This window comes from Alkaliphilus flagellatus (genome assembly GCF_018919215.1).
In the GTDB taxonomy this organism is placed as follows: domain Bacteria; phylum Bacillota; class Clostridia; order Peptostreptococcales; family Natronincolaceae; genus Alkaliphilus_B; species Alkaliphilus_B flagellatus.
In genome coordinates this window covers 318,480-332,462 of sequence record NZ_JAHLQK010000001.1, presented here as the reverse complement: position 1 = coordinate 332,462, position 13,983 = coordinate 318,480, and the positions used below count along the sequence as shown (strand labels likewise).

13 protein-coding genes and 1 pseudogene are annotated in these 13,983 nt (G+C 31.5%); 4 read left to right on the top strand and 10 right to left on the bottom strand.

Annotated features, from left to right (window positions below):
* Window positions 1-513: 513 nt before the first annotated feature.
* Window positions 514-1,584, top strand: coding sequence for a glucose-1-phosphate thymidylyltransferase (locus tag KQI88_RS01470; RefSeq protein WP_216414588.1), 1,071 nt, complete (start codon window positions 514-516; stop codon window positions 1,582-1,584).
* A 186-nt stretch (window positions 1,585-1,770) separates the two neighbouring features.
* Here KQI88_RS01470 and KQI88_RS01465 read toward each other — a convergent pair whose 3' ends face one another.
* The 9 genes and pseudogenes from KQI88_RS01465 to KQI88_RS18535 form a co-directional block, all read right to left on the bottom strand.
* Entirely contained in the window at window positions 1,771-2,688 is a 918-nt protein-coding gene (locus KQI88_RS01465; RefSeq protein WP_216414587.1) for a glycosyltransferase family 2 protein, read from the bottom strand.
* A gap of 47 nt (window positions 2,689-2,735) precedes the next feature.
* Complete coding sequence (locus tag KQI88_RS01460) at window positions 2,736-3,584, bottom strand: glycosyltransferase family 2 protein (protein ID WP_216414586.1); 849 nt, start codon at window positions 3,582-3,584, stop codon at window positions 2,736-2,738.
* A 41-nt stretch (window positions 3,585-3,625) separates the two neighbouring features.
* The gene (locus KQI88_RS01455) at window positions 3,626-4,153 is read right to left on the bottom strand and encodes a D-glycero-alpha-D-manno-heptose-1,7-bisphosphate 7-phosphatase (RefSeq protein ID WP_216414585.1); all 528 of its coding nucleotides are present in this window, start codon (window positions 4,151-4,153) and stop codon (window positions 3,626-3,628) included.
* Window positions 4,154-4,759 (bottom strand): SIS domain-containing protein, encoded by a 606-nt coding sequence (locus KQI88_RS01450; RefSeq protein WP_216414584.1) that lies wholly within the window; start codon window positions 4,757-4,759, stop codon window positions 4,154-4,156.
* A 22-nt stretch (window positions 4,760-4,781) separates the two neighbouring features.
* The gene (galE, locus tag KQI88_RS01445) at window positions 4,782-5,756 is read right to left on the bottom strand and encodes a UDP-glucose 4-epimerase GalE (protein ID WP_216414583.1); all 975 of its coding nucleotides are present in this window, start codon (window positions 5,754-5,756) and stop codon (window positions 4,782-4,784) included.
* A 28-nt stretch (window positions 5,757-5,784) separates the two neighbouring features.
* A complete protein-coding gene (locus tag KQI88_RS01440; RefSeq protein ID WP_216414582.1) occupies window positions 5,785-6,765 on the bottom strand; it encodes a GHMP family kinase ATP-binding protein in 981 nt (326 codons plus the stop codon).
* A gap of 367 nt (window positions 6,766-7,132) precedes the next feature.
* Complete coding sequence (locus tag KQI88_RS01435) at window positions 7,133-8,305, bottom strand: YgeY family selenium metabolism-linked hydrolase (protein WP_216414581.1); 1,173 nt, start codon at window positions 8,303-8,305, stop codon at window positions 7,133-7,135.
* Window positions 8,306-8,350: 45 nt separating this feature from the next.
* Complete coding sequence (dpaL, locus tag KQI88_RS01430; protein ID WP_216414580.1) at window positions 8,351-9,577, bottom strand: diaminopropionate ammonia-lyase; 1,227 nt, start codon at window positions 9,575-9,577, stop codon at window positions 8,351-8,353.
* Window positions 9,578-9,602: 25 nt separating this feature from the next.
* Window positions 9,603-9,698, bottom strand: a pseudogene (locus KQI88_RS18535) (Rid family hydrolase); the annotation flags it as partial.
* A gap of 117 nt (window positions 9,699-9,815) precedes the next feature.
* On the opposite strand from KQI88_RS18535, the gene KQI88_RS01420 reads away from it, so the two are divergent.
* A complete protein-coding gene (locus tag KQI88_RS01420) occupies window positions 9,816-10,727 on the top strand; it encodes an AraC family transcriptional regulator (protein ID WP_216414579.1) in 912 nt (303 codons plus the stop codon).
* Between the two features lie 53 nt (window positions 10,728-10,780).
* Window positions 10,781-11,077 carry a cupin domain-containing protein gene (locus KQI88_RS01415; RefSeq protein ID WP_246579076.1) on the top strand — a complete coding sequence of 99 codons (297 nt, stop codon included), beginning with the start codon at window positions 10,781-10,783 and terminating at the stop codon, window positions 11,075-11,077.
* Between the two features lie 170 nt (window positions 11,078-11,247).
* Here the strand turns inward: KQI88_RS01415 and KQI88_RS01410 are convergent, their stop codons facing one another.
* Window positions 11,248-12,285, bottom strand: a complete 1,038-nt coding sequence (locus KQI88_RS01410; protein ID WP_216414578.1) for a P1 family peptidase — start codon at window positions 12,283-12,285, stop codon at window positions 11,248-11,250.
* Between the two features lie 158 nt (window positions 12,286-12,443).
* Here KQI88_RS01410 and KQI88_RS01405 point away from each other — a divergent pair, with 158 nt between their 5' ends.
* Window positions 12,444-13,898 carry a PQQ-dependent sugar dehydrogenase gene (locus tag KQI88_RS01405; protein ID WP_216414577.1) on the top strand — a complete coding sequence of 485 codons (1,455 nt, stop codon included), beginning with the start codon at window positions 12,444-12,446 and terminating at the stop codon, window positions 13,896-13,898.
* Window positions 13,899-13,983 lie beyond the last annotated feature (85 nt).

The window sequence follows — 13,983 nt, the reverse complement described above, 5'->3', positions numbered from 1 at the left end:
TGATATACTTGTATAATTATGTCTTCGTGTGATAATACCATGTTTTATATCATAACATTTGTAAGTGCAAAAATCAATAAAAAATTAAAATAACATTTTTTTACTTTCTCTTAACTTTAGTGTATATCACTTTATTCCCTGTGACTTATAAGAGCAACTAACTTAGAGTCAGGGGTTTTTTTGAATCTCTGTGACGAATTTTCAAACAAATATGTAATAAAAAAAACCAACATCGATATCTCTTTTATCAATCTCCTTTAACATTACATGATAGATTCATGTAGTACTTCTTTCCCTTGCTTGTCTCGCCATGATATTACCCTATTCATATATAACATAGTAACTATTTTAAGACAATCGAAACGTCTCTTTGTCTTAGGGCACTTATACTACTTTGTGTTCAGTAGGATTAAAAACTCCGTCTGAACTGAGTCTTAGCCTATCACATCTGATTTTATCAACATATAATATAATAAAGTGTTTAATATCAATAAACCGGAAGGAGCAATCGTAATGAAAGGATTGATTCTATGTGCAGGAGTGGGAAGTAGGCTGTGGCCTATAACACATACACTGCCAAAGCATTTAATACCTTTAGCTAATAAACCGATACTATTTTATATTATTGATATATTAGTTGATATGGGCATTGATGAAATAGGGATTGTGGTTGGAAAAAATAAAGCTAGCTTTCAGGAAGCTTTAAAAGAATATGATAATAAAAATATAGCATTCCATTATATTAAGCAAGAGAAGCCTATTGGCCTCGCAAATGCAGTTTTAAGCTCTAGAGAATTTATAAAAAATGAAAAATTTTTGATGATTTTAGGGGATAATCTTTACCATCCTGACATTAAAAACGCAATTAATAATATTGTTAACTCAAATTTTAATTGCCATGTTTTAATTAATAAAGTTAGTAATCCAAGCAGATACGGAATAGTAAAAATAGAGAAGGACAGAGTAATAGATGTAATTGAAAAGCCTAATAATCCACCTACCAATCTAGCTATAGCAGGTATATATATCTTTGATAGTAATATATTTACTGCCTGTGAAAATATAAAACCTTCAAATAGAAATGAATATGAATTATCTGATGCAATAAAATGGTTAATTGATAATGGATATGTAGTATCTTATGAAAAGTTTGACTGCTTGTGGCAGGATTTAGGTAAGCCAGAGGATATTTTGATAGCAAATCAATATTTACTGTCTAATATAAAGCCTGAAAATAATGGTATCATTGACAAAGGTTCGAAAATAGATGGTATGGTTTTTATTGGGAATAGTTCTATAGTTAAAAATAGTATTATTACAGGCCCAGTAACTATTGGAAACAACACTATAATTAAAGATGCTTATATAGGGCCGTACACCTCAATCTATGATAATGTTGAAATTACAAATTGTCATATTCAAAACAGTATAATACTAAATGAATCTATTATTTCTGATATACGGGGCATAATTGACTCGAGTATTATTGAAAGATGTTGTATAGTTGAAGGAGAAAAAGAGGAAACAAAAACTAATCAATTATTACTTGGAAAAGATACTAAGATAAAACTAAAAAAATCATAAAATAATGACTGATATTTATCTGATGACTTACAATTTAGGGACTCCCACTTTTTAAGCGAGAGATGGGATCTCAATATCCCTGGATATACCCATAGGACACTTACAAGACTTTGCGTTCAGAAAAAGTAAAAACTCCTTCTGAACGCAAAGTCTTAGTTTATTAGAATCAGTCACTATTTTTTAGAGCTATCTAGTAATATATTTCTGATAATTATTTGTTTTTCTAACTACTCTACAACCACCATACATTAAAAGCATATTATCGTTTATTTTCCATGTGTGATCATGAGATGAAGAATGTCTAATATATACATGGTTAAATCTATTTGTGGAATATATTTTTATACCATTAGCAGTACAATCTTTACAAAACTGAACATCTATTCCACATGGAATATTACTAAACTGAACTCTATCAAATATTTTTTTATTAAAAGATAATGTGGGGCCATCAATATAATTAACATAGCTATTTTCATACCTACTACCTGAAATAGCTAATATTCCTGAGTTTTCAAAATAAACATATCTAGCTCTTTTACCGACAACATCTGCATTTGAAATTTTAAAGGCTTCAACAATGTCCTGTAGATAGTTAGGAGCATAATAATCGTCATCATCAAATGGAGCAATATAGTCATAAGTTGATTTTTCTACACAGAAATTATAACACTCTCCCAATGGAACCTCTTCATCAATCTGAAATACACTAATATTTGCATATTGTTTTGCTTTTTCTTTCCATAGGTTTATATCCATACTATTTTTATTTAGAATAATGATAAGCTCCTTTTTTTTGTAGGTTTGTCTATTGTAATTTTCAAATATACTATCCATAAATTGGGGTCTTATAGTACTTGTAATTACAGTTATTCCAGACATATCCTTTGTATGTCTCTTATTACTATCATCACTGTTATTTATATTATGGTCATTACATTTAGTATGTTGAGAATATACTGACAATCTTTTGTAATAATTCTGTCTTATTTTTTCAACTGATATATTCATAGATTTATTTCTTGGTGCACTAGAGTTTTTAGAGCTAGTATTTGGATTGTCTCTATTAGTTTTTTGACTATTAGTATTAGGCCTACTCAACATTAATACCTCCTAACATCCCTGAAGATTAGTATCTTAATTTTAATTTGCTATTTAGCAACATATTCTTGGTAATTTTCTATCTTTCCTATTACATCACACCAACTTAAGAATTCATCATCGCTTATTGCCCAAGTATGCTGATGGGAGGATGAATGTCTAATATACACATGATTGAACTTATTTGTTGAGTACAGCTTTATACCATTATCAATACAATCTTTACAGAATCTACCATCTACTCCAACGGGTTGGTTGGTAAATCGAACCTTATCAAATATTTTTTTGTTAAAAGATAATGTAGGACCATCAATATGATCAACATAACGATTCTCATTATTAGGGTTTGAAATGGCTAGTATTCCAGAACTTTCAAAATAAACATAGCGAGTTTTTTTACCAACAACGTCTGCCTTTGAAGTCTGAAATGCCTCAACAATATCATTTAAATAATTAGGAGCATAGTAGTCATCATCATCAAATGGAGCAATATAATCATACTTTGATTTACTTACACAAAAATTGTAACATTGGCCAAAAGAAATTCTTTCATCAAGCTGAAATACCCTAATATTTTTATATTGTTTTGCCTTTTTCATCCACTTCCTAATGTTCATGCTATTTTTGTTTAAAACAATAATGAGCTCTTTTTTTTGATAGGTTTGTCTATTGTAATTTTCAAATACCTTTTCCATAAACTCTGGTCTTATAGTACTGGTAATTACAGTTATCCCAGGCATATTCTCTGTATTTCTCTTATCACTATTATTTATATTACCTTTACTATTTTTGCTGTTTTGATAATATGCTGGCAGTTTTATGTTATAACCTCCTTTGATATTTTTAATAAATCTATTTGCAGATTCATTTTCTAAAATTCCCGCATCATACTTACTCACTCTTAATCCCTCCTAAAATTGGAACCTTTAAATAAAAGGTTTTAATTTATAATTTTATTTATTTCGTTAAGGTCTGTAACAATATATCTAGGCATTGGTTCAATTTTTTTATTGATAGCATTTTTAGCATATAAAATGGATTTTATTTTTAATGTATTAGCAGCCATAATATCTGTTAATGAATCGCCTATTAAAAAAGATTGTTCAAAGTTAATATTGTATAGTTTTTTAGCTTTTAAGAACATACCTACTTTAGGTTTTCTACAACCACAATTCTCATGAATATCATGGGAGCAATAAAATATGCCTGTTATATATATATTATGGATATGGAGAAGTTGCCGCAAATTTTCATGTATTTTATTTAAATCATTTATAGTCATAATACCTCTTGCTATCCCTCTTTGATTTGTTACAATTATTATTTTATAGCCTTTTGATTGTACATGTTTCATCACATCAACAATTTCAGGAATCAATTTAAACTCATTCCAAGTTTTAATATAATCATGCTCATTGGCTTTTTGGTTTATGACTCCATCTCTATCTAAAAAAACTGCTTTATGCATTTAATCTTCCTGCCCAAGGGTTTTATTAGATTTATTAATATTCATTTCTCCCATGTATTTCTTAAAATACTGGGTTAATACATGCTCTATAATTAAGTGAATATCTTCAACAATGCCGTAATTAAAACTTTGAACATGAATATAACCGTCAGATAAATCTTTTACTTTTCCACCGCTAAATCCAACTAAGCCAAAAGTTTTTGCAGATTTACTTTTTGCATACTCAAATGCTTTAACTATATTCTCAGAGTTGCCAGAGGCAGAAATTCCTATTACTAAATCATCTTCTTCAAGAATGTTTTCTAATTGATACTTAAAAACTTCATCGTAGGATATATCATTTGAAATAGCTGTAATCAAAGGTATATTATCGGTTAGGCTTATAACTCTAAATCTTCTAACACCTTCAACAGATGCTCCCTTACCTAGATCACAAGAGAAATGAGATGCTGTTGCTGCACTGCCTCCATTACCAATAATAATTATTTTTTTATTTTTATTATATGAATCTAACATAATTTGAAAAAATTGTTTCATATCTTTTTGAGATATTTTGTCGATTGACTCTATTAGTTCTTGTTTGTATTTATGAAAAAAATCTTTCATAGAATATTCCTCCTATTATAAATTAATAGTCTTTAATTTTTTCCCAAGCCCAGGCTGATTTTATAATAGTTTCCAAGTCACTATATTTTGGCTCCCAATTTAATAAGCTTTTAATTTTAGCATTTGAAGCTATTAATATGGCCGGATCTCCAAGCCTAGGACTACTTAATTGATAATTTATTTGTATATCTAGAACTTCTTCGCATTTTTTTACTATTTCTTTTACAGAAAATCCTATATTACTACCTAAATTAAAGTCCTGTGATTGATTTTCTGAAATAAGATATTCTAAAGCTAAATAATGCGCACACGCTAAATCTGTTACATGGATAAAGTCCCTTATACAACTTCCATCCTTGGTAGGATAATTATTACCATAGATATTTAACTTATCTTTAACACCTTGACAAACCTGGAAAATAACAGGGAGTAAATGGTGTTCAGGATAATGAGATTCACCTATTTCACAATCTAAGTCTGCTCCAGCTGCATTAAAATACCGCATAATAGTATATTTAATTCCATATGCTTTTTCATAATCTCTAAGGAGTTTTTCCCCAATCAATTTGGTTTCACCATAGGGGTTTATTGGATTTTGAGGATGATTTTCATCAATAGGTGTATATTTGGGACTACCAAAGGTTGCAGCAGACGAAGAAAATACAATATATTTAACATTATTCTCGACCATGGAATCTAGAAGATTTATCATATTAGAAACATTATTGATGTAGTATTTATTTGGTTGAATTACAGATTCAGGCACATTGGCATATGCGGCAAAATGAATAACCGCATCAATATTATAATTCTTAAATATACTACTTATAAAACATTTGTCCCCAAAATCTCCTTCAATAAACGTTCCCCATTTTACTGCTTCACTATGTCCAAAACTTAAATTATCTACTATAATCGTATTAATATTTTTTTGATGAAGAAACTTATTACAATGACTACCTATATAACCTGCTCCTCCAGTAATTAGAACATTCATGTATCTTCCTCCTATATTAGATCAATTACTAACTTTCTGAATTGAAAATAATTTTACTGCCATAAGGTTCAAATTTAAATGGCAATATTTTAGAAATTTTACTAATTTCCCTTATAAAGATTTCCCTGTTTTTAGGGGGTACATAAAAGAGAATGAACCCACCACCACCAGCGCCTAAAAGCTTTCCACCTATAGCACCATTCTCTAACCCTTTATTATATAGAAGATCAATTTTAGGATTAGTAATGCTGTTAGCAAGCTGCTTTTTATAGTTCCAAGCAGTATTTAAATAGTTTCCAAAATCATCATATTGATTTTGCTCTAGCATTTCTGCTACTTGTAAAGGCATTAAAGACATCTCTTTAAGATACTCAAAGTTAACCTCAGTTTTAGTATTTTGTTCCTGTAAAATAGTTGAAGACTTTCGGGTAATGCCTGTATAAACAAGATATAAACATGATTCTAAATTTGAAAGCCTAACTTCATCTAGAGTAATAGGAGTAACTTCAACAGTTTCATCAGGGTTAAATGTATATATTTTAAAACCTCCAAAAGATGCAGCATATTGATCTTGTTTACCAATGGGCTTACCTAATACATCAATCTCCAGTCTACATGCTTCTTTTGCTAAAAAATCTAAAGACTTAGGATCATTTTTATAATGGTATAATGCATTTAATAAACCAACTATTAAGGAGCTAGAAGAACCCAAACCACTTCCTTTAGTATGAATATCAGAAAGTATAGTAATCTCAACGCCTTTATCAATGCCAGTTAATTTCATAGATTCTTTGATATATTCATTTTTAATATCACTAATATTTTTAACTATCTCTTTTTTAGAATAGTTTAGTATTACTTCATTACCATAAGATTTTTTAATAATTACAAAAATATATTTATTAATTGTTGTACTAAGAACTCTTCCACTAGTTTTTTTATAAAATAAAGGTAAGTCCGTTCCTCCACCTACAAAACTGATTCTAAGTGGTGTTTTAGATATTATCATTTTTTTCACTTCCTATAGCAATTTATTATTTGCGTACATTTATCAGATGACTTACAATTCCAAATCTCCCACTTCTTTAAGTGGGAATAAAACTTCATCTGGACTGAGTCTTAATTTATATCAACATATCTAACAATTATCTTATTATGAGTATTAAAGGACATAATGTATTCTTGCAGTACAATATATGCAAGGACATATTGATATGTGAAGAATGAAATCTATTTAAATATGTCTATTAAAAATATTTGTGGTTTTTAAACCAGATAAACAATATAAAAATCTCCTGTTTTCATAAAGAATTCAGGAGATTATAAATGATTAATCATTATATAGTTTTGATTTGTTTTAATACAGCAAATATGTTTTATAATGCATGAATTAGATTCGCATAAAAGCTACATGCTTCAACTATTTGATCTACTTTACAATTTTCATTGGTCATGTGAGCAAGTTTATATTCACCCGGTCCAAAACCAATTGAAGGAATACCCATACTAACTGGAGTTACTGCATTCGTACTAAAATCCCAAAAATCATACTCTGGTTCACTTCCAAGAATTTCTCGATATGAATGAATACAAGCTTTTGAAAGTTCATGATTAAGGTCAATTTCCCAAGCTAAATGAAATGGTTGATAGGTGATTGGCATGCCTTTCCAACTTGTTCTGCTTATTGTTCCGATTTCCCATACGGCATTTTTTCCTTCAATAATTCTACCCATTTCTTTTTTAATAGATTCTTCTGTTTCTCCTAAAACCATTCTTCGATCTAAATAGACCTCACATTCAGAAGGAACAGCATTTAAAGAAACGCTTACCGATGAAATATTCGACATTACAAGTGTTCTTTTAGGACCATCCATTTTCATAAGCTCTTCATTGGTCTTTTCAACACGCTGGATTATTTCTGCCATCTCGTAAATTGCATTCTTGCCTTTTTCTGGTGCTGAACCATGTGCTGAGACACCCTTTGTTTTTATTGTAATCTGTGCTTTACCCTTATGGCCTGTTACGATTTTGTTATTTGAAGGTTCGCAAGTTATGAAGTAATCTGGTTTTATATTATATTCCTCAAATAGGTGTTTAAGATTTTCACCATCACAATCTTCTTCAAACACTGTACAAGATACTAAAATCGTCTTATCTTCAGCGAGTCCAAGTTCCTTTGCAATCGCACCAGCATACACTGAAGCCGCAGCACCAGATTTCATATCTACTGATCCTCTACCATAGAGCCTCCCATCTACTATTTCACCACTAAAAGGCGGTACCTCCCATTTGGATTCGTCTTTTACTTCAACAGTGTCTATATGAGAATCAAACATGATTATTTTTTTACCATTTCCAATCTTGCCGAAAATATTTCCCATGGAATCGATAATTACCTCATCATAGCCGAGTTCTTTCATTTTTTCAGCTATATGTTTTACAACTTTTTCTTCATTTCCTGAATAACTTTTAATACTTACAAGTTCTTGAGTAAATTTGATAAGTTCGTCTTTTTTATGAGACATTTGGTTTAAAATTTGATTTTTCATAATATCAATCCTCCTATAAATCTTTCTATTTAAACTCAAACTATTTTAGACTGAAGGATACATACCATTCCATACAATATTTTTGTACCCTACTGGATCGGTATCACCTTCAGTACTTATGATTAGAATCTTTGAACCATCATTAATCTCTAAAATATCTGCAATTTCTTTGAATGAATCATCTTCTAATATCTTACTTATTAAACCAATTCCCACCGCTCCAGATTCTCCTGATATGATTTGTGGATCCGCCGGCAATGGACTACCAAGGATTCTCATACCATTTGCTGAAATTTTATCCGCACAAGAAATATACATATTTGCATAATCCCTTAGTATATCCCATGAAACAATACTTGGTTTTCCACAAGCCAATCCCGCCATAATGGTTGTCATATCACCTGTTACAGCATGTGGTGTACCATCACTAACCATGACAGATTTGAATATACATGCTGCATCTTCAGGTTCAATAATTGCGGTTATCGGTCGATCATTTCCAAATTCTGAAATCAAATATCCAAGTACACTTCCAGCAAATGATCCCACACCTGCTTGAAGAAATACATGAGTAGGCTTTTCATATCCTTCACTTCTTATTTGCTCCATGGCTTCATCTATTAGAGTTAGGTAGCCCTGCATGATCCATTTAGGGATCTTTTCATAACCATTCCAAGCGCTATCTTGAATTAAAACACCATTGTTTTCTTCTGCATATTGACTAGCTAATCTAACAGCATCGTCATAATTTAAGTCAGTAATGGATGCCTCTGCGCCTTCTTTCTTGATATTTTCCAATCTCAATATGGATGACCCTTTTGGCATAAACACAACGGATTTTTGTCCAAGTTTATTTGCTGCCCAAGCAATGCCACGACCATGATTTCCGTCTGTTGCCGTAACAAAAGTTAGATCCCCTAACTTATCTTTTATCTCTTTTGATTTCAAATCTTCAAATGATAATTCAGAAATATCGACACCCAGTTTTTCAGACAAGTACTTTCCTACAGCATATGCACCACCCAATACCTTAAAAGCATTTAGGCCAAATCTATGAGATTCGTCTTTGACCCATATCTTAGCAACACCTAGTCTCTTAGATAACTCATTTAAACTGTGTAATGGGGTGACTTGGTACTCTGAAAATTTGTCATGAAAATCTCTTACGCTTCTTAAAGTTTCTCGATTAATGAATTTAAAGACGTCACTTCCATCTTCTACATTTCGTAAATTCGCATTCTTTATATATTGAATTTTTAATGTATTTCTCATTTTTTGCCTCCTTATAAAAATGTTATTAATCCACAATTGCAGTTACCTCAATTTCTACTTTTACATCTTTCGGTAGCCTTGCTACTTCCACACAACATCTAGCTGGATAGTTTCCAGTAAAATCAAGTTAGCTTAAAACCATTTGATATGCTATTATTATATTGCATCAACACAAACGAAATCTATAAGGTTATGCTCAAATAATATCGTTATATTGCTCTAGAAACGAGGTGAATTTGTGCAAGTATTTAATATTCCTATATCAAGTGATCTACAAGAGATTACAAGACATGGTACTAAAGATTTTCCAATCGCAATTTATAAGACACAACTGAGTAAAAATATTCTTGGTCATGTTCCTTTGCATTGGCATGATGAAATACAATTTGTTCTTGTAGTTGAAGGCTCTGCATGTTTTACAGTTAATCAAACAAAACATTATATCCATGAAAAGAATGGATTATTTATCAATTCAAGTTGTCTGCATTCCGCTACCTCGCATAATTCTAATGATTGCGTCTATATTTGTTTTGATATATCACCAAATTTCTTTTCCGATGATAACATTGTTCAGCAAAAATTTGTCGCTCCATTCATCAACTCAAAATCTATTCCTTTTATTGAACTTAATATTTCTAACCCTTGGCAAAAGGAAATACTTGAAGTTTTAAATGATTTATTTGAAATTTATACAAGTCAACCATTCGGTTATGAGCTAGGGACTTATTCTAGCCTTTTTCATATATGGCATTCTATAGTTTTAAATACTCCTGATTATATGAACGAGACCAATCTAAACATTTTAGTTGAAGATAACAGGATTAAAGATATGCTTTCATTTATTCACCAAAACTATATGAATAAAATTGTACTTGAAGACATAGCTAAAGTAGGTAATATTAGCAGATCAGAATGCTGCAGGTTTTTTAAGCGAATGATTAAAACAAGCCCTATTGAGTATTTAATAACTTATCGATTAAATCAAAGTATCAATTTGTTAAAAAGAACCGATCTTAACATTACTGAAATTGCAAGTGAAGTAGGTTTTGGAAGTGTCAGCTATTATATTGAACAATTCAGGAAACATACTAATTTAACACCCAAAGAGTATAGAGAGTGTGGTATTTCTATATTAAAGAGTTCTAAGTAAACAATAATTATCGTACTGCTTTATGGACAGGAAACCATTTACAAGTTACCTTGATGAGTATCAATGTTGGAGATGACATAGGTTTAGAAGTTCATCCCACAGTTGATCAATTCATACGTATTGAAGAAGGTCAAGGACTTATTAAAATGGGGGATAGTAAATGTAAGTTAGACTTTCAAAGAAAAGTATGTGATGACTTTGCGATTATGATACCTGCTGGTAAATGGCACAATCTAATCAATATAGGTAATAAACCTCTTAAATTGTACTCTATATATGCGCCACCTGTACATCCAAGAGGTACGGTTCATCAAACTAAAGAAGATGCCGAAAGGGACCACGAACACTAAATATAACAAAGCCTTCCTTTGGAATATCTAAGGCTCTGTAAAAGCAGCCCTCTAAGATAAGATCAAATGTCATAGAGGGCTATTTCAATAATATGCAATCTGTGCTAAGTTTAAAGCATAGAGACAAGGTTTAATCGCTCCCGTTAGTGTTCTTATCTATGGTAAACATTTTACTCTATATAACTACTTAAAATTTCTAATGTATTGTTATTCCTTCCTATTACCTTGCCACAAGTAATCATAGAATTTAATACTGCTTCTTCCTCGCACTCGGCAACAGCTCTAAAAACTATATCGATCTTATCTTCTTTTAAAATTTTGACATTAACTATATCTGGATCATCATCCTTTAAAATATTTCTAGTAGAAAAGGCAATCATAACTTCACCACTTCCATGTCCAATAAAAGAACCCAGCCTTGCTAAACCAACTCCTGCTCTTTTACATACTCTTTTTAACTGTCTACTGCTTAACGGTAAATCAGTTGCTATTATTGATATAATAGAACCCTTATCAACTAAACTTTCATTATTTAACCTTTCAGAAATTTTTCTGCCTATTTTATTTCCATCAATTATAAGGTCTTCCAATCGTCCATGATTGGATAAAACCAATACTCCTACTGTATATGTATGATTATCTATGGTGATTACACGTGAAGCAGATCCTATTCCCCCTTTGAGGTAATGGCATCTCATACCTTTACCAGCCCCTACATCCCCCTCTAGGAAATCTGTAGACGCATCCTCAATAGCTTTATAAACATGTTTTTTACCCACTGCCCTCATTTGTATATTATTAAGGTAACTATCATTACATTCACATACTATAGGATTTATAGATTCTAATTTAATATTATCATTTTTGCATTGTTCTATCATGTAATCTACTACCGCATCATGTACTAATCCAACATTTAGAGTATTTGTAAGGGCAATAATAGACTCTAAGGTACCTAATTCCTCTATTTGTACAAGTCCCATTGTTTTACCAAATCCATTTAAAACATAGGATGCTGCAACAAGTTTATTTTTAAAAATGTTATCTTCCATTGGAAGAATTACTGTTATACCAGTTTTATTCTCATTTGTATCTATTGTACAATGACCTACTTTAATACCCTTTACATCAGTTATTTTATTCAAATTTCCAGTTGGTAGATCTCCTATAATTATTCCATAATCTCTAATTCTTTTTTGTTTTTTCAATTAAACCTCACCCTTTCTATACCTATCTATATTACTATAGCAAGTTTTATTACAACTTGAAAGTAAAGATATGATTCCCTGACCATAATTCGGTGCTAATATAACAGTTCTAATCATATTCTTATAAAAGAAAATAATAAGAAGGAGTGTAAAATAAGTTGATAAAAGTTGAAGTTAGTTTACGGCCTATTGTTAGTAAGATAAATTTACCCACTGTTTTGAAAACAGCTATACTTCCAGGTGACTCAATCGAAAGATTATTTATTGCAACCCAGGTAGGAGAGATCTTTTACATAGGAAACGGAGTTATAAGGACTTTTTTAGATATTCGCCCACGAATCATAAAACTAGGTGTTTCTGGTGGTGGATATGATGAACGGGGATTGATAGGACTAGCGTTTCATCCCGAATTTTATTGTAACGGTCTGTTTTATCTTCATTATTCAGTTGCTGGAACACAAGGTCCGGGTGCTCTTCCTAATTCAGTAGCTGGAGCACAAGGTCCAGGTGCTCTTCCTGAATTTTTTAATCCTAATCCGTGTGATCCCAGAACCTTAAACCTACAGTGGATAAATAGAGAAATTCAATATGATCATATTGACACAGTTGAAGAATGGATTTTACAATCGAATGGTCAACCTCAAAAACGGCGGACATTACTTAATTTAAGAAGACCATTTTTTAATCATAATGGTGTCAACAGCTTAAACTTTTCACCTGAAACAGGAAAACTTATTTTAACAACCGGAGATGGTGGATCAGGCTATGATCCATTTAATTTAAGCCAGGATGATATGGAAATCGCCGGTAAAATAATTGAAATTGATGTAGTTAAGAATACATTTATCTATAATCCACCCGTAGTCACACGTTTTAATGAACTCCCCGTACCTATTCAGGAAACGCTTACGGTAATTGCCAAAGGGGTTCGCAATATACCTGGCATTTCATTTCAAAGATTTTATAATCAGTATATCAAATATGTGGGAAATGTCGGACAGGATCTGGCAGAGTCGATTTTTTCATTCGTTCATTATAAACCAATACCGGTTACTCAGCTTGTTCAAGCTTCTTTAATGAAATCTGAACCTGACCAAGAAGGATTTATTAACTTTGGCTGGCGAGGGTGGGAAGGTGCTTTTCCTACTTCGATTATAAGGGACTGCTCTGCAAGTCCGACTTTGGATGAGAAAGTAATTGCTTATTACAATGAAGCAGTAAAAACCTCAGTGCATCGTCTTCAGCCTCTAACTAGTTATTTTCATAAAGATCCCCGACCCGATAAGTTTGGAGGAACCGCACTTACAGGAGTCCAGTCATATATGGGGAATGGAATCCCCGATTTAACGGGAAGCGTTGTGTTTACCGATTTTGCCCGGAATGAAGAATCTGAACCTCCGGTTAAAGGTGTTTTAGCTTATACCAGGGTAAGAACAGATTGTAAACTAAATGATTTTAGTGTTATTGAAACCGATTATAATTTTGGGTCACAATCAGCTTTTTATGTTAGTTTGGGAACGAATCTGGATCAAACCAGACTATATTTAGGGGTTTATGGCTCTATGAATGTGACTGATTTTAACCAAGGTACTGTTTTTGAAATTGTTCCATGATTCATAACTATAAAATTCGACTTAATACCAGGTAAATTCCTTTCTAGGATTTATTGAATCGAAATATAAAACAAACAAGAGAGCA

Bases quoted from the DNA above. Each gene is read 5' to 3' on its own strand.
- KQI88_RS01470 (WP_216414588.1), top strand. From the start codon at position 514: ATGAAAGGATTGATTCTATGTGCAGGAGTGGGAAGTAGGCTGTGGCCT.
- KQI88_RS01465 (WP_216414587.1), bottom strand. From the start codon at position 2,688: ATGTTGAGTAGGCCTAATACTAATAGTCAAAAAACTAATAGAGACAAT.
- KQI88_RS01455 (WP_216414585.1), bottom strand. From the start codon at position 4,153: ATGCATAAAGCAGTTTTTTTAGATAGAGATGGAGTCATAAACCAAAAA.
- KQI88_RS01450 (WP_216414584.1), bottom strand. From the start codon at position 4,759: ATGAAAGATTTTTTTCATAAATACAAACAAGAACTAATAGAGTCAATC.
- galE (WP_216414583.1), bottom strand. From the start codon at position 5,756: ATGAATGTTCTAATTACTGGAGGAGCAGGTTATATAGGTAGTCATTGT.
- KQI88_RS01440 (WP_216414582.1), bottom strand. From the start codon at position 6,765: ATGATAATATCTAAAACACCACTTAGAATCAGTTTTGTAGGTGGAGGA.
- KQI88_RS01435 (WP_216414581.1), bottom strand. From the start codon at position 8,305: ATGAAAAATCAAATTTTAAACCAAATGTCTCATAAAAAAGACGAACTT.
- dpaL (WP_216414580.1), bottom strand. From the start codon at position 9,577: ATGAGAAATACATTAAAAATTCAATATATAAAGAATGCGAATTTACGA.
- KQI88_RS01415 (WP_246579076.1), top strand. From the start codon at position 10,781: ATGAGTATCAATGTTGGAGATGACATAGGTTTAGAAGTTCATCCCACA.